This window comes from Chromobacterium sp. CCUG 76385 (genome assembly GCF_059916625.1).
On sequence record NZ_JAUCGU010000004.1, the window covers coordinates 74,047 to 97,346 of the forward strand.

Below are 23,300 nucleotides of genomic sequence, written 5' to 3' on the forward strand. Positions count from 1 at the left end.
GTCAGTACTACTTTGTCAGACAGTGTGTCTTCATACTGACAAATACCATGTATAGACAACCAGTTAACCAGGCTCCAGTACTTGTTTTGACAAAATTGTATTCCAGAAAACGCAGCTGCTATCAACAATTTGGGAAGTCTGAAGCTTCTGCAAGCCTTGTTGAATATTGTCGAGCGCTTGGATGCTGACGAGGAGGCGCGTGATGCCTACCAAAGCGGTGTAGAACCGGAAGCGTGGGCTGCGATGAATGCGAAGTTTGCGCCTCTATTCATTGCCAATGATCTTCGAATTGCTGACGCGCACGAAGTAATCGGCGAGAGCATGCAAAGGCTTCAGGAATTGGGTTTCGATAGTGCCAGCCTACATCAAGGGTATGGATGTGCTCTTGATTTCGTTATGGATGGAATGATCTCTGCATTTGCTGCGATCAATGAGCCTTTGGGACGTGTCTTGACACGATAGCTAAGGCAGGCAATGTGCTAGAGACATCCGTGCTCGGTCTGGATAGGGGGTAGTGTGGCAATCAAGGCAATTTTTGTTGGTATCAACAAGCATCTCAATGCGTCGATTCCGGAACTCAGTGGGGCTAGGCGCGACGCGACAGCGCTATGGGCGTTATTCACCGACACGATCGACGGGCTATCCGCGCGATTACTGCTTGATGAAGCAGCTACCCACGCAAACGTTACGCACGCCATCCTTGGCGTTCTAACGGTTGCGCAGCCAGACGATGTGATCGTCATTTCATTCGCCGGGCACGGTTCACCAGATGGCAACCTTGTCGTATTCGATACAGACCCTGCAAACCTCGTTGGCACGGCCGTGTCCATGGTTGACTTGGCCGAGGCCTTCAAGGCAACGAAGGCGCGGGCTGTCTTATGCATTCTCGACTGTTGCTTCAGTGGGCAGGCTCCCGCGCGTGTTCTTGAAACCGCCGCAAGGCCACGAAATGCCTTTGCACTAGCTGGCGTCTACGGCGAAGGCCGCATCCTGCTGGCTGCATGTGGGACCAATGAGTCTGCGTGGGAACAGCCGGGAACGGGGCACGGGTTGATGACGCACGCGATCATCGAGGCGTGGACGGGGTGCTCTGGCCCGTCGGTGAGCTTTCCAGAGATCGCCGGTGAGATCATCCGAATTGCTCGTGTCGAGGCTGAGCGTATCTGCGTCACGCAGACTCCTGTGTTTCTTGGAAGTGTGCAAGGCGGCCTAGTGTTTCCAACACTTAAGCGTGGTGATAACTACGCCGCAACCTTCCCTGCACAAGCCATACGGCAGATGTCGGGTGCATTTCCTGAGTTCGCTGCGCATGGATTCCCGCTTGAAGTCGTTGAGCAGTGGACTGCAGATTTTCCAGAGGGGCTCAACGCTCTACAGCTTAGGGCCGTGAACGAGTTCGGTGTGCTGGCCGGAGGCTCCTTGCTGGTTGTCGCTCCAACCAGTTCAGGCAAGACCATGATCGGCGAGCTGGCTGCAATTCAGGCCGTGACGTCTGGTAAGAAGGCGGCTTTCCTTCTGCCCTATCGGGCGTTGGTCAACGAGAAGTTTGAGGAATTCAGCGAACGTTATGCCGCTGCGGGTCTTCGCGTCGTACGCTGTAGTGGAGATGCGACGGACGGTATCGGCCCTGTCCTTGCAGGACGATATGATCTTGGCTTTTTCACCTACGAAACCTTCCTGAACCTTGCACTGGGTTCCCCGCATTTGCTGAACCAGCTTGGCTTGGTCGTTGTGGATGAAGGGCAGTTCATTACTGACCCGCATCGGGGTATCACGGTCGAACTGATTTATTCGCTGCTGCTACGAGCGCGGCAACGAGGCATCCAGCCTCAACTAGTCGTTCTTTCGGCCGTCATCGGTAACCTGAATAGTTTCGATCGTTGGCTTGATGTGCCCTTATTGGTATCGCGTGAGCGACCCGTGCCACTTATTGAAGGAGTGCTCGATCGGCGTGGCACGTTTCAGTATATCGATACCGATGGGATAACCAAGACGGAGGAATTGTTGCCGGCACGCCGCATCGTGCAGCGGCGCGACAAGCCCAGTTCGCAGGACGTGATCGTCCCGCTGGCGCAGCAACTTGTCGGTCAGGGCGAGAAGCTGCTCGTGTTCCGCAATATGCGTGGACCAGCCCAAGGGTGTGCAAAGTACCTCGCGAAGGAATTGGGTTTGGGGCCGGCTACTGCGGTGCTCGATGTGATGCCCACGCAGGACCTGACGGCGGCCTCACAGGATTTACGGGAGTGTTTAGCTGGGGGTACGGCATTTCACAACACTAATCTGCTGCGCGCGGAGCGTGAAGCGGTTGAAAAAGGCTACCGCAGACCAGATGGAGGCATCCACGCACTTATCGCGACCACAACCTTGGCCGCAGGCATCAACACTCCAGCCTCCACCGTGGTTCTGGCCGAGAACGAATTCGTCGGTGAGGATGGTAGACAATTCACTGTCGCTGAATACAAGAACATGGCTGGCCGTGCTGGCCGATTGGGTTTTAACGAGACTGGCAAGGCCATCATTCTGGCCGAGACGCCAATTGAGCGCGCACAGTTGTTCCAACGTTATGTCATGGGGGTGCCAGAGGATGTGAAGTCATCGTTCCAGCAGCGTGACCTGCCGACCTGGACGTTGCGACTACTCAGCCAGGTACGCGGTGTCGGGGAGAGCGAAATCCCAGGGCTCCTGGTCAATACCTTCGGGGGCTACTCGGCGTCACGCGCGAATCCTCAGTGGATCACGCTGGTCGAGCGCGACGTGGCCGAGCTGATCACTCGTCTGTTGCAGGCTGGTTTGGCCGAGAGGGAAGGAGACTTGATCCACCTGACTCTTCTTGGACGAGCCTGCGGCGCTTCGTCTCTATCGTTCGAGTCGGGCTTGCGCTTGGTAGAGTTGATGGCGCAACTTGATGTCGCCAGGACGCCGCCATTCCACATGCTCGCGCTGATCCAAGTTCTGGACGAGTTGGATGCGGTCTACACGCCAGTGATGAGGAGAGGGCAATCGGAAAGCGTGCGTTCTGCAGATGCGGGGCAGCGGTTCGGACAACAGATAGTGCAGGCATTACAGCGATACTGCCGCGACCAGTTTGAGTTCTGGGCTCGTTGCAAGCGGGCCGCGCTGTTGTATGACTGGATCGAAGGAACCGCCGTCGACGTGCTGGAAAAGCGCTACTCGACGACTCCTTTTGGTGGAGCCATCAGCTATGGCAATATCATTGGCATTGCCGATGCGACACGTTTTCATCTGCGCTCAGCACATCAGATCGTATCTACCCTGCTACCAGATCAGCCTGAGTTCTTGCAGGGGCTGGATGAAATATTACAGCGGCTTGAGTTTGGCTTACCATCTGAGGTAATACCGTTGACGAAGCTGACGGTGCCACTGGCTCGCGGACAATGTCTCGCCCTTGCCTCCATCGGCGTCAACGATGCCGCCGCGCTCAATACTCTGGACGATGATTGCCTGCGTGACTGTGTAGGAGCTGTGGTGTTTGCGATGTTGCGACCGCTGGATGACACAGTTTCTAATGCGTAAGGAGGGTATCAATGGTGCTGATTACAAATCCATTGTTGAGGCCAAATATATCAATAAGTAGTTGGGTTATACCCCTTCTCCACTAATTACTAGTAATTTTACTCATGGCACAAGAGCGCTTCTGGAAAGAGCTTTTTCAACTTAAGGTCCATCTCTACTATGTAGAAGCCCATATTCATGAGGCTGAAAAGTACGACCGACACATGAAGATGTTCATGGCGGTGTCTTCCAGCGCAAGTATAGGTGCTTGGGTAATATGGAAGGACTTGTCATTGTTGTGGGCAACGATAATTGCTATTTCTCAGGTGGTTGCGGCTATTAGCCCTCATCTTCCATTTAGAGAGCGGCTAAACAAATATTCCCCTATGCTGCACGAGTTTGAGGAAATATTTATTCAGGCAGAAGCCAAATGGCATGATGTGGCCTTGGGGAAGTATGATGAAGACGAAATAAATAAGGCCAGAACTAATTTGCGATTGCAAAAGCAAAAAATACTGAAGAAGTATCTTGCATCAACAGTGATTCCTAATGACTCGGAAAAGGCAGATACGGCAGAAAAACTTGCATCTAGCTACTTTTCTACGTTTTATCCATCTTAAAGGAAAATATATGGCAACGCCACCCAGTAAAAATGTCCCTCCATCCACTGGGCTCCGCCCGGGTCTAGAAGAGCGTGGTCTGCCTACTCCAAAACAGACGCCTCCGATGCCTAAGGTGTCGCCGCCGAAGCCGACCAAAGAGAAGTAACTGATTGGCACTGTGTGGTGTTGGCGTGTGTGTGATCAGGTTGTGATATGGCAATGCTTTGGGTACACATTTATGATACGAACCATTTTTGTATGGTGCATGGACGCAATAATTGTGTAGCGCAGATTGTGTGATTAACCACAAGCCTGTAGAGCAGATGCATTGTGACATGAGCGTTGGATCAATTGCGAAGTGTAAATTAATTTCACTCTCGTGATTAAAATGGGCAACGGTCTGAAATTCACCCGCTAGGTATTGGATAATTGGACGTGTTGAAATGCTGGCATGCTACTGTTAATTCGGCTCGGTAGGCCAGTTGAGCGAACCTTTATTGAAAGCCTTAATAACCGTTTCAGAGGGGGCTGAATCAGTTTATGTTTTACAACTCGGCATTCGCCCTTGACCGGTGGAGTGTGAAATGACGATGATCCTTGTCATTGACCTTGAAGCTACCTGTGCTGAGGATAGCAGCATACCGGTTGAGAGTATGGAAATCATTGAGGTTGGTGCAGTTTGGGCAACGTCGTCCGGGGAGGTTATTGACCAATTTCAGTCGTTTGTGCGCCCGATCAAGTACCCGCAACTTACTGAATTTTGCCGCTCACTCACTCACATTGAACAGGCTGACATCGACTCCGCGCCAAGCTGGCCTAAGGTGGCTGCTAAGTTGGCCGCGTTCGCCCAACTTCAGACTGGATACTGCTGGGGGAGTTGGGGGGCGTATGATCGGAAGCAGATTGAGCGCGAATGCACTAGGCATCAGATATCCAACCCTCTGATTGGGCTCAATCACCAGAATCTCAAGGCAGCCTTCGCAAAGGGACGTAAGATCAAGCAGGTAGGCATGGCGACAGCCTTGCAGATTGTTGGTCGGCCACTTGACGGTATGCATCATCGAGGCCTTGACGATGCCCTGAATATTGCCAGACTGCTGCCGTGCCTGAATCTCGAAAGATGAATACTTATGGGGCGTAGCAGTCATCGTATACCGCGCTTTTCTACCGTTCCTGGACGATGCCTCATGCTCCACCGATATCTCAACTACTAGCACTTCATGTTTGCAGCCATCGACGACTCTTTCTCACCTGGCGGCTTTACCTCCCTCACACTGCGGATCCATGTGCCTAGCGTTACCATTTCTGAATGAATTACGGTGGGCAATGCCGAGCTGACACCCAACAGTTGGTGCATCAACCGTATTCAGTGCACAAGCTATACGTGCCAGGTGATGCGTTAAGCGAGATGAAAAACAATATCAAACGAGGCATGGATGCCAGAATTGACTAAACAAAGTGAGCTTTGGCCGCGACATATGCGAGATGAGGAGAATTGGCAGGAGTTGCAACGTCGTCAAGAAGCCACTCGCTTTCAGATAAGAGATGATCTGCTATATAGCTGTATTACTTACGGAGATGGTGCGCCTGATGGGATGCGTTTTGGCTTTACCATTGGAAAGGGGCTTGGCTACATACTGCTGGGCTATTTTGTTCGTAAAGCTTTTAATATTCATCGCCTACCATTTTTTGAGGATAGATTATTCGCATCATTACCAAGTGGAGAGTATCGTACCAAATTTGAGAAGATCCTTCCTTTGCTAACAGACGCGCGAGTAGACGATATTTGCTGTGAGTTGCACCGTTTATATGAGCACGGTCAGCAACAGCTAGCCGCATGTGGGCTAGAAAGCGTGCAGTTGACTAGACGCGTTCAAAATGAATGTGACAGTTTCTGGGGGCGTAACAATTATGCTGATCTACTTGTACGGCTAAAGGAGGCCGCGGATTACTTTGGTTACAAGAACATCCAATTTGAGATGGACTTGCTAAATAGCTTTGGCGATGATGGGGGGTATTCATATTACCCGGTAACCATGCAATTGACCATTCCTGCTCACGATGTATTGTACTGTAGCGCTTTTGTGAGATCGCGGGAAAAGTCCGCATTGGGTGGTGAGAAAGATGCAGTTGAGCCAGGTGAGTGGGTAATCATGAATCGGTCTCCCGATGGAGTAGTAGAGGTGCCCTCGAGTTCAATCAGCTATCGAGAAGAAGCGTACCGAGTAGAATATAAAGCGACGGAACATGATCATCGACAATTCTGGGCGCGTTACCAACCATACGTTTTTCGCAGTCAGCAGTTCCTGAATATCGAGCAGTCTTATCATGGACGCTATTTAGCTAGGACATGGCCAGAACGATTGAAGGAGGCCTGGCGAGTACTAAGTTCTCCATATTAGCTAGTTCAATCATAGGGTAGGGATGCCTACAGTAGTCGAAAAATTCTAGTTCACAGCATAATAGGTGGCAAACTTAGTGTGGATAGTATTGTCAGTAAGAGGTTTTCCCACTGCTACTTGACCTTGTATTCAAAGAATTGCTCATAAACGTTCACCTTGACCTTATAGGTATTCATATGAATATTGGCTATGGTCGCTAGGCTAACGTTTCTACCTAATCGACATCTTGCGTAGCTGGCTGCTTTATGGCCCCTTGGTTCCTTGGTGAGAGGTTCTATTTATCCGATTTCTGTTCTTTCTCGATCTATACGTGGTAGCTCTTCGTTTAGCTGATGTTCTTTTAGCCCATACTTGTAAGCGTTATATTGCCATCGCACGAATTGCTCCATGAGTGCTGTGTTTGTTGATTTCAGCTCATCGATTACAGTTTGTTGACGTGCTATGCGTTGCGCTGCTACCACTAAACTACTGGGTGTTGCAGTTCTTGGGCCGTGAGTCTTTAATGTGGTTTTTTTTGCTGTGTATGCCTGCTTGATCGCCGCATGAGCGTTTAATGTTTGGCGAGTTGGCTTACCGTTGATTATTTTAGCCGCTTCATCACAAATTCTCTCCCACGTAAGTTTTTCGCTTGGCCAGCCACGAATCATATTTATGATGGCCTCCACATCTTTCGACTTCAAATGTTTAGCCAAGCCCGCCTCCTAATAGCAAGGACATTTCTGATAGCAAGTCTGCATCGCTTGCTTTTTTTTCTAAAGCTTCTGCAGCTTTTGTGCGGATCGCTCGGCGCAGATGGCTATAGTCCTTGCCATCACGCAGCTTGATCTGAGCTCCATTGGGTATTTCTGTATTTTCTAAAATATCAATTAATTGGCGTAAACGGCTGACAGTTTTCTCATGGTATTGATACCACCTGTCTGCCCCTGAAAAACCATTCTGTACAGCCTTCTTGGCTTGAGAAAAATCCACTTCTACTTGGCTAAGTCTGGCTTTGATTCGTTGTAGTCGCTCGTCTTCTCCTTTGATGCATATCTGTTCTTGGCAGTTGAGGCAATCACGAAATTTTTCACACGGGCTCATCGTATAGTCATGCACGCAAATACCGAACTCAGTGATATGTATCGGTCCACGTTCCATGAGATTAATTTCTTGAGTAGTTATTGGAGGGTGCGGTGAAACCACTCCCTGTGGTCCGAAACAAGTCAACGTGGTGTCAAGTGCCTCCGCAAGGGCGACCATCTCGTATTCGCTCATGTGATTGTAGACACGGTTTTGTTTGATGTCGGCTCGTCCTGACCACTTAGCTAACTGTTCTTGTGACAATCCTCCGCGATTTCCAATGGTGTTGAGCAGGTGTCGGGCTTGATGTGAGGTTACTTTCAGTGGGGTGCCGTCGGTAGCTTTGTATCCATGGCGTTCAAATATGCTTTTGGTGCGAAAACTACTTGCTGGTTTTTCTGAATGAAGGTCATGGTTAAATGCACCTACTTTAGGTGCCCACAAAATGAGTGGGCTAGTCCCCTTTGTTGCATTAAGAGCATTTCTAGTTAAACAGAATAATGCGTTGCTGAATTTAATCTTTTTCTGTTTGTTTAGCCAAGGGAAGCCTTTTGGCTGACGGGTCATGGCATATTGCCAAAGACTTTCTAGGGTGTGAGCTCCATCGCGTGTTGCAAGGTTAAAATTTCCAAGGGAAGAGGTGCAGGCTAACCTTGTGGAACTAGATAAGCCTAGAAATTCGCACGCTTGAAAAACCTTCAATGGGGCATTATCGAGTACGTTGGGACAATTTGCATGTCGATAAGGTTTATCTGGATGATTTTCAATCCAACATGCTAGTTTTCTTGATTCCTCTGTCAAATGCCTGATGCGACGTATAGCCTCCTTCGCTACTGGGACCATCACTACGGGTATCCACTTGATGTCCCCTTCATAGCCTTTCCCCGAGAAGAAACGCCAGCCATATCGGATTGCTCCAGTTGCATCAGGCTCTTCCACTTCACAGTCCACAGGTAGTTCTAGTATCTCTGTAATTCGGGAAGGAGCACACATCAACATCGCAAAGGTGGAGGAGGTGAAGATGTCTCTCGGATTCTGCGGGTTGTTAGCAAACAGCTCAGCGAGTGCTTCTAGGGCATCTGTGGATGGGAGCTTCTTGTTTTGAATGGCCTTTGCCTTGGGGCCAGTTTGAATGGTTACTCGGCTTGGCTGCATGATTGGATTCTTCCAGGTGCCAATGGCCGATTTAATGAGCCTATTTTCTGTAACAAATCGAGCTAAGCGGCTTATGCCATGTCCGCATGTATAAGCTGCCTCTGGAGAGTAATTTCGTCGTGCGATGCATGCAGCCTCATCCAATACAGTTATATCCAATTCCTGTATATTTGCAGTTCCTTTAACCTGTAGCAATGCAATCTCAATACTCCGGAGTGCCATCATCTCTCGCGGTGTTTTAGAGCTGTTGCAGCTTCGACTGTATCGATAGTAGGCCTTAGCAAAGTCGAGAAATGCGTCATCCATTCGGTTGGCATCATTTATTCCACGAGATCGGACACCGATTTTAGTGAAGTTTACACCCGGCCATTGCCACGCAGACCAATCTAAATCCTCTCCGAAAATAGTTAAGTCATCTCGGCACATGCGGATGAAGTCGTTCAGATTATCTGCTGCGGTGAGAGTGTTTTGGGGCATGAAGTGAATCACGTCAGCCATTATTGTCCTTTGGTCGCGCGATCTCTTCGCGGCGAGATTGGCACTGCTGAATGACCTGTGCTACCGCGAGGATAGTTTTGTCGTTTGCTGCAGCGACGACTGCATCACCCGTGATGGCAAAAATGCGCTCACGTTCCTCAAGTAGGTGTGCATGAATGATTTCATGGGGGGCATCGAGCCAGGGTTGAAAGTGTAGGCAGGAGTAGCATGGAATAGGTACATTCGCACCACAATAGCCGTACGAACCACATGTACCGGTTCCTTCTCCTTGGTGGCGGATACGGCTGTTGGGGTCAGTACTGCGACGCGCGTCAGCTTCGCGATCGACCAATGTGCCCTGAAATGCTTTGGCGTAGGGGGCTAATTGGTTTGCCACAGCCTTGTCCAATGCGGCGGCATGGTCAGGAATGTTTTTTATGTAAACGCGTGCATTTTGAATGTCTGTATGATCTAGTAACTCGGCTATTACCATAGGGCCAAATCCTTCTCGTGCAGCCCTTGTGCCAGTTGTGTAGCGAAATCGTGTCGCGGCTATTTCAAGTAGATCACCAGTGCGTTCTGAATAACACCGAGCCGACTTAACGACTTGCCGCAAGGTATTGGTGACGGCTTTTGATTGCCGGTGGAGACGGTCAGTTTCGAGTAAGGGCCGGAGTTGGTCCGCGGAAGCAATACCTTCAAATGCAGCCAAGTCCGGAAAAAGAGGAAGGAGGATTCTGTCTTTCGGATGAAGCTTGAAGCCTAATGTTCTTTCAATTGATTCAGTGCTGAGTTTTTGCTGTGCATCAAGGACTACCCACAATTCTTCGGTTATCGCAAATGTTTTTAAACTATCCCTAAATACCTCGCCACGCTGCTTTGCTCTTGGAATGTTGACGAGGTACATCGGTTCGCCCTTTTTGTTCTTCTTGGTGCCATCGAGGTCACATATTTTTATATATGCTATTTGTTTCGGCCTCCGGCCGGTGTGGCTTGTCAATAGTGAAATTGAAAGATCTGTGATCGAAATTAAACCTTGCTCGAATGCTCGAGCAGCACCTTCGTTGAATGCCAGTAGCTCAATATCAGTAAGAGGGCCTTCCGTTGGGTTAAGCCGCTTGACAGCATCGCCTTTGATATTACCTTTCAAAGTCCAGCTATTGAGCAGGTCGATAATATCACTGCTAATGCCGGGGTGGCCCAGGTCATACCATTTGTATAAAAAACCCCGTATCGTACCAAGTCTCCATTCGGTATGGCGGCCTAATGTGGCGCGATAGTTAATTAGCATTGGCGGATTAATAACTTTTGCGCCGGTTTTGTGTATCATTCCCCAAAAAAATTCATAAATATTTCGTGTGTGCCATGAAGACATACTTCTTGCGTAGTACGATAGTGTTTGTAAGAATCCTTGCTCGATGTCTTGTCTTAATATTCCGCGTATTTTTCCCAAGTTTATTGATACGTTTTTATCAAGTACCCAAATGGGATGTGTTGCTATGAAAGTATATCCAGCAGGAGTCTGGAACTGTTGAGTATTTTTAGTGGTTTTTCTGGTTGTTTCTTCTGTGTCAAAGCTAGTTGAAGTAGGCTGGGTCAGTTCATTCATTTTTCAAATTTTCCGGTACTCGAGAAATGCCTTCTTGTAGCTTGAGACTCGCCTCCATTGCCTTGGCCTTGGTAAAGCGCTTAGTGTAGATGGCTGAAGTTCCTGAACCTTCTTTCCAGCCCTGAAGATATGATCGCATCTTCTCTTGCATCTCCGGCGAAGGTGGGGCATCCAACTGGTCCATCTGTTCAGAAAATTGATTGTTCCAAGTGTGGCGCAATTCGTGTCCATGAAGATCAATTAGATCTGGTTCAACCATGGCGATTGTATTGATTACTTTGAGGTATGCAGAGCGTGAGAGTGGTTGTCCTTGGGTTGGCCCAGGTTTATGAGTGACCAGCAAATAATCATTTTTTCTTATTCCAGGTACTTTTTTTCTGCATTCGACAATGTAGCGGTGAATTTCTTTAGCCAGAGTGTCCTTCATTGGGAGCCGCCGGTCTAAGGTTTTTACTAGAGGTTGGTCGGCTCTTGGGTCGTATTTTTCGTCGGGTCGCCGAGCAATAATTATTTGGTTATTTGACCAGTCAATGTCTGATATTCGAATGTTTAGCAGTTCGCCGGCTCGAATTCCAAGATGCAACAACAATAAAATGATAAGGCGGTTTCTTGCCCGAATAGCTGGGTCATCAAAAGGATTGCTTTCGGAATTTGGGTGAATTGTTTTAAGTAGAATCACTACTTGTTCCTTGCTCAGCCCTTTTAGTTTTATTCCCTGATTTCGCCCTTTCTTGATGGGACGTCTCGACTCCAATCTTTTTTGCATCATTGCAATTTCGAGCATCGTTTGTCTATTCATAGATGCCGATAACAGGATTTCGGCTAGCCATTTAGAATATTTGCCAATGTGAGTTAATCGCATATATTCATTGGCTACACCAACGAGTTGCCTTGTTTTTTGTTTTGGCCTCTGTGAAATTAGAATTGAACTGTTCTGTTGTGGGATTCGATTTTTGGCAAAGTGCAACTGACAATAGTCTCGGATTGCATCTAACTCATTCAACGTAAAAAACTCGTTTCGGAGAAAGCGCGCTTCTAAGTCTATATTGTGCTCGTCGCAGAAGGTCAGTAGTACGTTGATACTGGAAAGTGCTGTCTCCATCGCTGAGACAGATAGGGAATTATTTCGGATCTGTGTCGTAACGTACAGATTGGGGTAGTGCAGGGGAAGTTGTGATGTCTTGTTGACCAGTAGGCAATAGCGCTCCCCACTCGCCATGACGAAGCTCTTGATCTTGTGACCCCGGTTCTTCATAGATGGTCCATTTACGGGGAAAATTTACACAAGTTCAATGTGTCACATTGCCAAGTTTGCCGTCAAATCAAAGCTTACGTTTTTTTGGGTGTGGATGTAAAAACACCCTGAAAATTCAGGGTGTTAAGCTGGAAAATTGACAAATTTATTCTGATGTACGAATTAGAACGGAATATCGTCGTCCATGTCGTCCATGCGCGGAGCCGGCTTCGGCTCTTGGCGGCGCGGCGCGGCCGGGGCTTCCTGGCGCGGGGCCGGGGCGTTGTAGCCGTAGCTTTCTTCCATGCCGCCGCCCATGCCGCCGGAGGACGCGCCCATTTCGCTGCGGCCGCCTTGCAGGCTCAGTTCGTTGACGCGCACGTCCGGGGACAGGCGCTTGTTGCCGTCCTTGTCTTGCCACTCGCGCAGCGTCAGTTGGCCGTATACGGTGACTTGTTGTCCCTTGGCCAGGTAGTTCTTCAGCGACTCACCGCGCTTGCCCCATACCTGGCAGCTGAACCAGTTGGTGCTCTTGCGCTCGCCGAAGCCGATGTCGCTGGCCACGCGGAACGACAGAACGGGCTCGCCGCTCGGGGTGTAGCGCAGTTCGGCGTCGGCGGCCAGGCGGCCGTCAAAGGTGATGCTGTTCATTCAATTCTCCGGATAAGTTCATACTGCTTGGCCTGCGCCGCCTGAGCGGCCCTGTCTTGCGCGGGGAGGGCGAGGTGGCCGCCCGCCAGCGGGTTCGACCATGCTATCCAAACCGGCGCGCCGTTTCATGATTGCGCAGGTCAAAAGGCCAGATCGACCGTCATGCGGTAGATCGGGCGCGGGCCGAACGATTGGGCGGTATTATACACGGCAATCGCGCCGGCTTTGGTATCGATCAGAACGATGGCTGTTGCGCCGCATGTCGATGGCTGGATGGCAAATTGCAATATTACCGCAAGCCGCGCGGCGCGTGATGGCGCGGTGTCGGGAACCTGCCGAGCAAGAGGCGGTCTCTTCGCAATCAGTATGAAAAGGATGAAAGCATGATCAAGAACGCGATGGTGTCTACTTTGGTGGCCGCTAGCCTGGCGGGCCTGGGTGGTTGCGCCAATATGAGCGACACGCAAAAAGGCGTGGGCGGCGGCGCGGCGATTGGCGCCGGCGTGGGCGCGGCTATCGGCGCCCTGACCGCCGGCGGACATACCGGCCGCAGCGCGGCCACCGGCGCGGCCATCGGCGGCCTGATCGGCGCGGGCGGCGGCTACCTGTGGTCGCAGCATATGCAGAAGCAGAAAGAGGCGATGGAGCAGGCGACCAAGGGCACCGGCATCGATGTCAGCCAGACTGCCGACAACCGGCTCAAGATCAATATCCCCAGCGACGCTTCGTTTGACTCCGGCAAATATGCGCTGAAGCCCAGCCTGAAGCCGATATTGGACAAGCTGGCCGCCACCCTTAAGCAGAACCCGGTGACTACGGTGAGCATCATCGGCCATACCGACAGCACCGGCAGCGATGCGATCAACGGCCCGTTGTCGATCAACCGCGCCAAGGCTACCCAGGACTATCTGGTGTCGCGCGGCGTGGCCAGCGGCCGTATCGCCATCGACGGCCGCGGTTCGCGCGAGCCGGTGGCGGACAACGGCACCGTGTCTGGACGCGCGATGAACCGTCGCGTGGAGATCTTTGTGGCAGAGCCGGCTCCGCAACAGAAGTAAGCCGTCTGTCTGGCGGCAAGAGTCAGATTGTTCAAGCAAGACTCGCCGCTGCAGCCGTTTTCAAACCGCCTGTGGCTTTTGTCGCCGGCGGTTTTTTCATGCGCTTCCCATCAGGCAGCCGTGCTGCATGAGAGGCCATGCCATGGCCGGTCCGCGCGCTCAGCCCGTCTGGTCCGGGTGCAGATGGCAGTCCAGCAGATGGTCGTTGACCACGCCGCAGGCCTGCAGATAGGCGTAGATCACCGTGCTGCCGACGAAGTTCATGCCGGCCTTTTTCAGCGCCTTGCTGATGCGGTCTGATAGCTCGGTCGAGGCGGGACATTCGGCGTGGCTGCTCCAGCGATTGACGATGGGCTGCCCATCGACGTGCGCCCACAGCCAGTCGGCGAAGCTGCCGTGTTGACGTTGCATCTGCAGAAATACTTTGGCGTTGCGGATGGCGCTGCGGATTTTCAGGCGGTTGCGCACGATGGCGGGGTTCTGCATCAGCCGTTCGACGTCATCGTCGGTCATCGCCGCCACTCGTTGCGGATCAAAGCCATGGAAAGCGGCGCGGTAGCCTTCGCGCTTGCGCAAGATGGTGATCCAGGACAGTCCGGCCTGAGCGCCTTCCAGCACCAGCATTTCATACAGCTTGCGGTCGTTCCGTTCGGGACGCCCCCATTCCTCGTCATGGTAGGCAGTATATAAAGCATCGTCGCCGCACCATGGGCATCGTTTGGTAGTTTTCATGGCATATGCAGTAGAGCGTGGATTGGCAGGCCGGCATTCTGGAGGCTGCGCGCTGCGGAAAGGCCGGTCAACGTGGATTGGAGCGAATTGGCCGGCAGCGGATTTCGCGTCAAGCGGCTAATCGCGCCGGCCCAGTCTGAAAGTGTACGCCGAGTGGTTGTAGGAGAGCCAGGCAGGCGGGCCCGGATCGTCGGGAAATTGCTGCAGCTAGATTGTTAGGGGCTGTTGACGTTTGGTGAGCGGTCGCGCCGGGATGCGTTTTGCGCCGAATCGAGGCGTTTCGCGCGCCGCATAGTCATTCTCTGCCAGCGCGGAACAACGAAGAGTCGGCGCGAAAGGCGCCCGGCCCTGCGGGTTTGGCGTAGCTCAAACGCGATCCACTCACCAAACGTCAACAGCCCCTAAGCGTTCCAATGGCAAAAAAGCCCGCTCCGGCCAGACGGCTGGAGCGGGCTTTATGGTTTGAGATCCGATCAAACCAGCTGGAAGGGATAGACGCTGCCCAAACCCAATATCCGGGTCAACTCGTCCAAGGCGCCGCGGCACTCCGTCAACAGCTGCGGGTCGGCCAGGTCGGCCGGCGCCAAGCGGTCGCGGTAGTGGCGGTCCACCCAGCCGTTCAACGCGTCGAACAGCGCATCGCTCATCAACACCTTCTGGTTCACCGCGGCCAGCTCCGCTTGATTCAAGGCCACGCGCAGCCGCAGGCAGGCCGGCCCGCCGCCGTTCTGCATGCTCTGCTTCAAGTCGAATACCCTGACTTCGTCTATCGCGCCGCCGCTGGCGGCCAGCTTCTGCAGATAGCTCCACACCCGCTCGCTATTGCGGCACTCTTCCGGCACCACGATCAGCATCTTGCCATTGGGCTTGGACAGCAGCTGGCTGTTGAACAGATAACTCTTCACCGCCTCTTCCACCGTCACCTCGGCGCGCGGCACCTCGATGGCGCTGAAACGGCCGCCGCGGGCCGCCAGCTTGCGGGCGATCTCGTCCAGCACCGCGGCCTGGTTGAGAAAAGCCTGCTGATGGTGGAACAGCACCTCGCCGTTGCCGACCGAGATCACATCGTTGTGGAACACGCCGGCGTCTATGGTGTCCGGGTCCTGCTGGGCATATACCACGCCATCCTCTGCCAGGCCATGCAGCCGCGCCACCGCCTGGCTGGCTTCCAGCATCTGCCGCGCCGGGAACTTGGCCGGCTTCGGATAGCGCATGTCGAAGGCCGCCGCGCCGAACACGAAGAACTCCACGCCCGCTTGGCCGTAGTCGGCGCAGAAACGGGTATGGTTGGCCGCGCCCTCGTCGCCGAAGTGCATCTGCGCCGGCAGCGCCTCATGCACGACGAAGCGGGCTTCGTCGGCGAACATCGCCTGCAGCACGCGGCGCGTAGTCGGATGCTCGATCGAGCGGTGGAATTTGTTGTTCAGATTGGCCGGCGTGAAATGCACGCGACCGTCGGCGGTGTCGGCCGACGGGCTGACCGTGGCCGCGTTGGCCGTCCACATGCTCGATGCGGAAGTCGCCGCCGCCAGGATGGTCGGCGCTTCCTTCGCCGCGCGGGCGATGACCTCGGCGTCGCTGCCGCCGAACCCGAGCTTGCGCAGCGCCGCCATGTCGGGCCGCTCCTGCGGGGCCAACACGCCTTGCTTGAAGCCCAGGTCGTGCAGCGCCTTCATCTTCTGCAGGCCTTGCTTGGCCGCCAGCTTGGGATTGGAGACCGCGCTGCTGTTGCTGGTGGAGGCGACATTGCCGAAGGACAGGCCGCTGTAGTTGTGCGTCGGGCCGACCAGACCGTCGAAATTCACTTCATAGGCGTTCATCGCATTCCCCTCACAGCACAATGCCCGGCGACAGCTGCGCCGGCAGCGCCAGGCTGTCGCACTCCAGCGAGGCCACCGGGTAGGCGCAGTAATCGGCCGCATAGTAGGCGCTGGGCCGGTGGTTGCCGGACGCGCCGATGCCGCCGAACGGCGCGGCGCTGGACGCGCCTGTCAGCGGCTTGTTCCAGTTGACCACGCCGGCTCGGCTTTCCAGCAAGTAGCGGTCGTACAGCTCGCGGCTGTCGGACAGCACGCCGCCGGCCAGGCCGAAGCGGGTGTCGTTGGCGATGGCGATGGCCTGGTCGAAATCGGCGTAGCGGATCAGCTGCAGCAGCGGGCCGAAAAACTCCTCGTCCGGCCGAACGGCATCGGTGGTGTCGATGATGCCCGGCGTCAGCATGGCCGCGCCCGCTTCCAGCCGGCGCATCGCCAGCAGCGGCTTGCCGCCGGCGGCGATCAAAGCGTCCTGCGCCTTAAGCAGCGCGTCGGCGGCGGCATTGGAAATCACCGCGCCGAGGAAGGGCGCCGGCTCGGCGTCGTACTTGCCGACGCGCAGCTTGCCCGCCACCTCGACCAGGCGGGCGACGAAGGCATCGCCCCACTCGCCCTGCGGGACGAGCAAACGGCGCGCGCAGGTGCAGCGCTGGCCGGCAGAGACAAAAGCGGACTGGATCACGTGATGAACCGCGCCGTCCACATCGGCCACCGGGCCGACGATCAGCGGATTATTGCCGCCCATCTCCAGCGCCAGGATCTTGTCCGGGCGGCCGGAGAACTGCTTGTGCAGCAGCGCGCCGGTGGCGGAGCTGCCGGTGAAGAACAGGCCGTCCAGCCCCTCGTGGCCGGCCAAGGCGACGCCGGTATCCTTCGCGCCTTGCAGCAAGCCGATCACGCCGGCCGGCAAGCCCGCCTCGGCCCACAGCTTGACGGTTGCCTCGGCGGTCCACGGCGTCAGCTCGGACGGCTTGAAAATCACCGCGTTGCCGGCCAACAGCGCCGGCACGATGTGGCCATTCGGCAGATGGCCGGGGAAGTTGTACGGGCCGAATACCGCCACCACGCCATGCGGCTTGTGGCGCAGCACCGCCTGGGCGTCGCCCATCGCCGCGGCGCGCTCGCCGGTGCGCTCGGCCAATGCCTTCAGCGAGATGTCGATCTTGCCGACCATGGTGGCGACTTCCGTCGTCGCCTCCCACAGCGGCTTGCCGGTTTCCTGGGCGATAATCCTGGCCAGCTCCGCCTTGCGCTCGGTCAGCAGTTCGCCGAAGCGGCGCACCACTTGGGTGCGGGCCTCCAGGCCGGCGCGCGCCCAGGCCGGAAAGGCGGCGCGGGCGGCGCGCACGGCGGCCTCCACTTGGGCGCCGCTGGCGGCGCGTCCGCTCCATAATGGGGCGTTGTCGGCCGGATTGGTCTTGGCCAGGGCTTCGCCTTCGCCGACCAGCCATTGGCCATCGATGAACAAGCTAGTCATTGCGCTGCCTCCTTCGGCGCCAACGTCACGCAGCGGACGTGATCGCCATCCTTGACATCAAGCGCCCGCGCCAACTCCGGCGTCAGGCTGAATTCGCCTTGCGGCGCCGCGGACTCCGCCAGTACGGCGCGGAAGCCTTCCAGCGCGTCGTTGCACACCAGATAGCAGGTTTTGTCGCCGTCCGGCAGCGGATCGACCACGCGCGCCGGCAGCCGCTGGCTCTCCTTCACCGCGCGGATGTCGCCGCTATACGCCTGCACGGTCGGGCCGGCGTCGAAGATATCGACATAGCCTTCGTAGCGGAACCCTTCCGATTCCAGCATCGCCAGCGCCGGCCGCGTGGCTTCGTGGGTAAGGCCGATCACCGCCTGCGCCTCCGGCGGCAGGAAGTCCACATACACTGGATGCTTGGGCATCAGCTCGGCGACGAAGGCCTTCTGGCCGATGCCGGTCAGGTAGTCGGCTTCGGCGAAATCGATGGAGAAGAAATGCCGGCCCAGCGCCTCCCAGAACGGCGAACGGCCGTTCTCGTCGGATACGCCGCGCATCTCGGCCACCACCATCTTGCCGAACAGCTGCGGGAACTGCGCCAGGAACAGGAAGCGGCTCTTGGACAGCAGGCCGCCATTGCGCTTGATGCGGTAATCCGGGTGCAGATACAGCGTGCACAGCTCGCTGTAGCCGGTGTGGTCGTTGGACAGGAACAGCGTTTCGTGACGGCTGTACACGCCCAGCTCTTCCGACGCATGGACGATGGTGCCGACGCGATAGTTGTACCAGGGCTCCTTCAGGCCGACGGCGGCCTCGATGGCGCAAATGCCGGCGACTTTGCCGTTTTCCGAATCCTCCAGCACGAACACATAGCCGTGATCGGCCCGGTCCAGCTCGCCGGAAAACGACAGCACCGAACGGGCGATGCGCTTCTGCAGCCGGTCTTCGTTGATCGGCAGCGAAGTCAGCCCCACGCCGCCGCTGGCGGCGCTCCTGGCCAGATCCATCAGGCCCGGCAAATCCTTGTGTGCTACGGGACGAATAAACATCATGGCCCGCTCTCCTTATGCTTGCTGCAAACCGGCCACGCGCACCGCGTCGCCGCTGGCCACGCCCAGCGCCTTGGCCGCGTCCGGGTTGAGGAAGGCCACGCCGTCCACCACCGCCACGCGGGCGAACGTGGCGGCAAAACCGGCCAGACGATCATTGCTGAGCAATTGCAGGCTGGCTTGCGCCGGCAGGCTTGCCTGGATTTCCACCGGATAGACCCGGCTGTGCTCCACCGTTTTCAGCCGGTCCAGCTCGGCGGTCAGCACCGCGCCGCCATCGAAGATATCCAGATAGTTGTCGGCCTCGAAGCCTTCCTTGCACAGCAGCTGGCACACGCGCTCGAAATTCGGATGGATCTGGCTGATCGATTGCTGCGCCTCGTCCGGCAACAGCGGCACGTAGATCGGGTAGCTCGGCATCAGCTCGGCGATGAAGGTCTTGCTGTGGCTGACGAAGGCCTGCTCCACCTGCAGGAAATCCATATTGAAGAAGCGGCGGCCAATGGCGTTCCAGAACGGCGATTGGCCGGCATCGTCGTGGATGCCCTGCATCTCGGCGATGATGCGGCGGCCAAAGCGCTCGCGCTCGCCGGCGATGAACAGCAGGCGCGCGCGCGACATCAGCTCGGCCGCCATCGCCTCCAGGCCGCTGTCGACATAAAAACCGCACAATTGCACCGTGCCGGTCAAGTCGTGGCAGATGTTCAGCACATGGATGCGGTTGTGCACGCCCAGCGTGCGCGAGGCATGCACGGCGGTTTCGCTGCGATAGCTGTAAAACGGCTCGTCGAAGCCGGCGGACGCGCAGATCGACGCAGTGCCGGCCACCACGCCGCCCTGCTCCAGCACAAACATGTAGTAGTCGCGGCTGGCTTCGCCGGTGGCTTCGTGCTCGAAAGCGCTGACCGACTGCTGAATGCGCTCGAACAGTTTCTCGCGGTTGCTCGGCAGACTGGTGACGCCGATGCCGCTGGCCCGGGCCAGCCGCTCGATGGCCGGCAGGTCCGAAGTGCGGACGGGACGCACAGTAAACATGGGACTTCCTCCCTGGGTTGGCGCAGCGCCGCGAAATTCCGGCGCAGCCGCAGCCGCAACCCGGCGCCAGGCGGGGTCGTGACTGCAAAATCGGGGGTAAGACCGCCGCGCGGGAATGCCGCGCGGCGCGTCATCACTTGGCGGACAGCAGGTCGGCGATGGCGGCGTCGAGGCGCTTCAGGCCTTCGTCGATGTCGGCGTCGCTGATCACCAGCGACGGCGCCAGACGCAGCACGCTGAGGCCGGCCACCAGAATCATCAGTTGCTGCTTCTCGGCGGCCTTGAGGAAATCGCGTGCGCGGCCATTGTATTCATCAGTCAGCACGCAGCCGATCAGCAGGCCCTTGCCGCGCACCAGTTTGAACACCTTGTGCTTGGCGTTGATCGCTTGCAGACCCGCCACCAGACGCTGGTGACGCGCTTCCACGCCGGCCAGCAGCGCCGGATCGCTGATCAGCGACACCACCTTGTGCGCCACCGCGCAGGCCAGCGGATTGCCGCCGTAGGTGGAGCCATGAGTGCCGATGCCGAAGCTCTTGGCCACTTTCTCGGTGGTCAGCATGGCGCCGATGGGGAAGCCGCCGCCTATGCCCTTGGCCGAGGTCAGAATATCCGGGGTCACGCCGTATTGCTGGTAGGCGTACAGTGCGCCGGTGCGGCCCATGCCGCTTTGCACTTCGTCAAAGATAAACAGCGCGTTGTGCGCGTCGCACAGCTCGCGCGCGGCCTGAAGGAAGGCCGGATCGGCCGGCATCACGCCGCTTTCGCCCTGGATGGGCTCGATCACCACCGCGCAGGTCTTGTCGGAGATGGCGGCCTTCAGCGATTCGATATTGTTGAATTCGATATGGCCGATGCCGCCCGGCACCGGGCCGAAGCCTTCGGTGTATTTGGGCTGGCCGCCGACGCTGACAGTGAACAGGGTGCGGCCGTGGAAGGAATTGAGACAGGACAGAATCTGGTTCTTGTCGGCGCCGAAGTGGTCATGCGCATACTTGCGCGCCAGCTTGAACGCGGCCTCGTTGGCCTCGGCGCCGGAGTTGCAGAAGAACACGCGCTCGGCGAAGGTCTTTTCCACCAGCAGGCTGGCCAGATTCAGCGCCGGCTCGTTGGTGAACACATTGGACACATGCCACAGCTTGTTGGCCTGCTCGGTCAGGGCCGCCACCAGTTCCGGATGGCAATGGCCCAGCGAGTTGACGGCGATGCCGCCGGCCAGATCGACGAATTCACGGCCGTCCTGGTCCCAGATGCGGGATCCCTCGCCGCGCACCGGGATGAAACCGGCCGGGCCGTAATTGGGAACCATGACCTGATCGAAGTCCGCGCGGGTTACCGAATTGCTCATTGATGGTTTTCCTTCCTTGTTCTGTCGTGCGCCGGCGCTGGTTTCTGCCGGCTGTTTTTAGTTGCTCGATCGATTCTAAAGGATGGCGGCGAGAAGTCACTATCCTGTTTGCGACACCAGCGTATAGAAAGGGACGCAAAACCATAAAATTTTGTCAAACAATGAACATCAAGCACTCAGCCTCTCTCCCCCATGCCATGACGCAACAAGCCCATCACGCCAGCCAAGGCCAAAATGCACATACCCATGGCATGAAACGACTGTTTATCCAGCCAAAATCATTATCTGCCCAGCCAAACCAGACTTAGCGCCGCTCCCCACGATCCTGCCTTGCGACTCTTTGCCGCGCGGCTGGCACGGTCTGCTGACGTCTTGTTTGCGCCGCTCAGCTCGGCAGATGGCAAAAAGACGGCCTATCCAGTCAACCATTGATAATGATTTTCGTTTATCAATTCTGAAACTGTCTGCCGCGCTGATAAATCCAGCGTCCGATACAGAACAGCCTCGCCTCGCCGCAATAATGAAAACGATACGCATTACTTAAAACATGAATGTTCAAAGGGAGATGTGACACTGTGAAACGAAGCCCACCACCCCATCCGCGCCGGCTGTTGGCCTGCGCCATCGCCACGGGCCTGCTGCTGGCCGGCACAGTGCATGCCGCGCAAGCCGAAACCAGCGACGTCAATCCGGCCGAGCTGCCGGAAGCCGACCAAACCATCAAGGCCCAACCGGATTCGCAATGGACCGGCTGGTGGAACCGCTCCACCTTGCTGGGCGACGTCGGCGGCTTGCGCTCCGCGCTGAGCCGCAATGGCATCACCCTGGGCCTGACCGAAAGCAGCGAGTATCTGCGCAACGTCAGCGGCGGCCTGCAATACGGCGGCCAATATCAGGGACTTTCCACGCTGACGCTGGGACTGGACACCCAGCGCGCCGGCTGGTGGAGCGGCGGCAGCTTCAACGTCAGCATGCTGGACATCCACGGCAAGCCGTTCAGCGCGCAATACGTCGGCAGCATCCAGAGCGCGAGCGGCATCGAGGCCGACCGCGCCACCCGGCTGTGGGAAGCCTGGTTCCAGCAACAGCTGAACGGCGATAGGCTGGACCTGAAGATTGGCCAGCAGAGTCTGGACCAGGAGTTCATGGTGACGCAGTACGGCGGCGCCTTCATGGGCACCATGTTCGGCTGGCCCGCGCTGCCGTCGGCGGACCTGCCGGCCGGCGGCCCGGCCTATCCGCTGTCCGGCCTCGGCGTGCGCCTGCGCGGCAAGATAGGGGACAATTTCATGCTGCTCGGCGGTGCCTTCGCCGGTGACCCGACCCGCGACGTCAGCCAGAATCCGGGCGACCCGCAGCAGTTGAACAAGCACGGCACCACCTTCAGCCGCCACGGCGGCGCGCTGTTCATCGGCGAGCTGCAGTACGGCCGCAACCTGCCATCCAACGGCGCGCTGGAAACGCCGCATGCCGGCAACGGCATCGGCCGCCTGCCCGGCACGTACAAGATCGGCTTCTGGTATCTGAACCAGAAAACCGCCGACACCCGCTGGGACATCAACGGCCAAGCGCTGGCCGTCACGCAGGGCAACCCGCAGACGCACAACGGCAACTACAGCATCTATGCGGTGGCGGACCAGACGATCTGGCGCCCGGCCGAAGACAGCACTCAGACGCTGAACGTATTCGCCCGCGCCATGGGCGCGCCCGGCGACCGCAACCAGATCAGTTTCTCCGCCAACGCCGGCGTGACATTGACCGCGCCGTTCGCCGGCCGCGACAACGACGTCGCCGGTCTCGCCTTCGGCTATGCCAAGGTGGGCAATCATCTGGCGGCTTACGACAGGGATGCGGCGGCCAATAACAATAATCCGCTGTACCCGGTCCGCAGCGACGAGATGCAGATCGAAGCCAGCTACCAGTACCAGTTGACGCCATGGTGGCAATGGCAGGCCGACTTGCAGTACGTGCGCAACGTGGGAGCCGGCGTGCCTTTGCCAAATGACGCGACACAAACCCAGCGCATTCCCAATAGCTGGGTCGTGGGCTTGAAAACCACCCTCACCTTCTGAACAAATGCCGCAGCGGAGGCAA

Annotated in this window: 19 protein-coding genes; 7 read left to right on the plus strand and 12 right to left on the minus strand. The window is 56.2% G+C overall.

Annotated features, from left to right (window positions below):
- The first annotated feature begins 159 nt into the window (after window positions 1-159).
- The 5 genes from QUG01_RS04985 (at window position 160) to QUG01_RS05005 (ending at window position 6,517) form a co-directional block, all read left to right on the plus strand.
- Window positions 160-462 carry a hypothetical protein gene (locus QUG01_RS04985; protein WP_500829153.1) on the plus strand — a complete coding sequence of 101 codons (303 nt, stop codon included), beginning with the start codon at window positions 160-162 and terminating at the stop codon, window positions 460-462.
- Window positions 463-516: 54 nt separating this feature from the next.
- Entirely contained in the window at window positions 517-3,534 is a 3,018-nt protein-coding gene (locus tag QUG01_RS04990) for a DEAD/DEAH box helicase (RefSeq protein WP_500829154.1), read from the plus strand.
- Window positions 3,535-3,638: 104 nt separating this feature from the next.
- Window positions 3,639-4,133 (plus strand): hypothetical protein, encoded by a 495-nt coding sequence (locus tag QUG01_RS04995; RefSeq protein ID WP_500829155.1) that lies wholly within the window; start codon window positions 3,639-3,641, stop codon window positions 4,131-4,133.
- Window positions 4,134-4,699: 566 nt separating this feature from the next.
- Window positions 4,700-5,239, plus strand: a complete 540-nt coding sequence (locus QUG01_RS05000; protein ID WP_500829156.1) for a 3'-5' exonuclease — start codon at window positions 4,700-4,702, stop codon at window positions 5,237-5,239.
- 312 nt (window positions 5,240-5,551) lie between these two features.
- The gene (locus tag QUG01_RS05005) at window positions 5,552-6,517 is read left to right on the plus strand and encodes a hypothetical protein (RefSeq protein ID WP_500829157.1); all 966 of its coding nucleotides are present in this window, start codon (window positions 5,552-5,554) and stop codon (window positions 6,515-6,517) included.
- Between the two features lie 278 nt (window positions 6,518-6,795).
- Here the strand turns inward: QUG01_RS05005 and QUG01_RS05010 are convergent, their stop codons facing one another.
- The 6 genes from QUG01_RS05010 to QUG01_RS05035 form a co-directional block, all read right to left on the minus strand.
- Window positions 6,796-7,209, minus strand: a complete 414-nt coding sequence (locus QUG01_RS05010) for a hypothetical protein (RefSeq protein ID WP_500829158.1) — start codon at window positions 7,207-7,209, stop codon at window positions 6,796-6,798.
- Window positions 7,202-9,229 (minus strand): hypothetical protein, encoded by a 2,028-nt coding sequence (locus QUG01_RS05015; RefSeq protein WP_500829159.1) that lies wholly within the window; start codon window positions 9,227-9,229, stop codon window positions 7,202-7,204. Before QUG01_RS05015 ends, QUG01_RS05010 begins: the two co-directional genes overlap by 8 nt.
- A complete protein-coding gene (locus QUG01_RS05020) occupies window positions 9,222-10,817 on the minus strand; it encodes a site-specific integrase (RefSeq protein WP_500829160.1) in 1,596 nt (531 codons plus the stop codon). Before QUG01_RS05020 ends, QUG01_RS05015 begins: the two co-directional genes overlap by 8 nt.
- A complete protein-coding gene (locus tag QUG01_RS05025; RefSeq protein ID WP_500829161.1) occupies window positions 10,810-12,072 on the minus strand; it encodes a site-specific integrase in 1,263 nt (420 codons plus the stop codon). The genes QUG01_RS05020 and QUG01_RS05025 overlap by 8 nt, the downstream gene beginning before the upstream one ends.
- A 162-nt stretch (window positions 12,073-12,234) precedes the next feature.
- Window positions 12,235-12,702, minus strand: a complete 468-nt coding sequence (locus tag QUG01_RS05030) for a single-stranded DNA-binding protein (RefSeq protein WP_043628890.1) — start codon at window positions 12,700-12,702, stop codon at window positions 12,235-12,237.
- Window positions 12,703-12,842: 140 nt separating this feature from the next.
- Window positions 12,843-12,989, minus strand: a complete 147-nt coding sequence (locus QUG01_RS05035) for a hypothetical protein (RefSeq protein ID WP_500829162.1) — start codon at window positions 12,987-12,989, stop codon at window positions 12,843-12,845.
- A gap of 96 nt (window positions 12,990-13,085) precedes the next feature.
- Between QUG01_RS05035 and QUG01_RS05040 the strand changes: the two genes are divergently transcribed.
- The gene (locus QUG01_RS05040) at window positions 13,086-13,760 is read left to right on the plus strand and encodes a YiaD family glycine zipper/OmpA-like lipoprotein (protein WP_500829163.1); all 675 of its coding nucleotides are present in this window, start codon (window positions 13,086-13,088) and stop codon (window positions 13,758-13,760) included.
- A 159-nt stretch (window positions 13,761-13,919) separates the two neighbouring features.
- Here QUG01_RS05040 and QUG01_RS05045 read toward each other — a convergent pair whose 3' ends face one another.
- The 6 genes from QUG01_RS05045 to QUG01_RS05070 form a co-directional block, all read right to left on the minus strand.
- Window positions 13,920-14,492, minus strand: a complete 573-nt coding sequence (locus QUG01_RS05045) for a DNA-3-methyladenine glycosylase I (RefSeq protein ID WP_500829164.1) — start codon at window positions 14,490-14,492, stop codon at window positions 13,920-13,922.
- Between the two features lie 473 nt (window positions 14,493-14,965).
- The gene (astB, locus tag QUG01_RS05050; RefSeq protein WP_500829165.1) at window positions 14,966-16,312 is read right to left on the minus strand and encodes an N-succinylarginine dihydrolase; all 1,347 of its coding nucleotides are present in this window, start codon (window positions 16,310-16,312) and stop codon (window positions 14,966-14,968) included.
- 10 nt (window positions 16,313-16,322) lie between these two features.
- Complete coding sequence (gene astD / locus QUG01_RS05055; RefSeq protein ID WP_500829166.1) at window positions 16,323-17,783, minus strand: succinylglutamate-semialdehyde dehydrogenase; 1,461 nt, start codon at window positions 17,781-17,783, stop codon at window positions 16,323-16,325.
- Window positions 17,780-18,826, minus strand: coding sequence for an arginine N-succinyltransferase (gene astA, locus QUG01_RS05060; protein ID WP_500829167.1), 1,047 nt, complete (start codon window positions 18,824-18,826; stop codon window positions 17,780-17,782). The genes astD and astA overlap by 4 nt, the downstream gene beginning before the upstream one ends.
- A gap of 12 nt (window positions 18,827-18,838) precedes the next feature.
- Window positions 18,839-19,858, minus strand: a complete 1,020-nt coding sequence (gene aruF / locus QUG01_RS05065; RefSeq protein WP_500829168.1) for an arginine/ornithine succinyltransferase subunit alpha — start codon at window positions 19,856-19,858, stop codon at window positions 18,839-18,841.
- Between the two features lie 133 nt (window positions 19,859-19,991).
- On the minus strand, window positions 19,992-21,206 hold the full coding sequence (locus QUG01_RS05070) for an aspartate aminotransferase family protein (protein ID WP_500829169.1): 1,215 nt from the start codon (window positions 21,204-21,206) through the stop codon (window positions 19,992-19,994).
- Between the two features lie 575 nt (window positions 21,207-21,781).
- On the opposite strand from QUG01_RS05070, the gene QUG01_RS05075 reads away from it, so the two are divergent.
- Entirely contained in the window at window positions 21,782-23,278 is a 1,497-nt protein-coding gene (locus QUG01_RS05075) for a carbohydrate porin (RefSeq protein ID WP_500829170.1), read from the plus strand.
- Window positions 23,279-23,300: the final 22 nt, after the last annotated feature.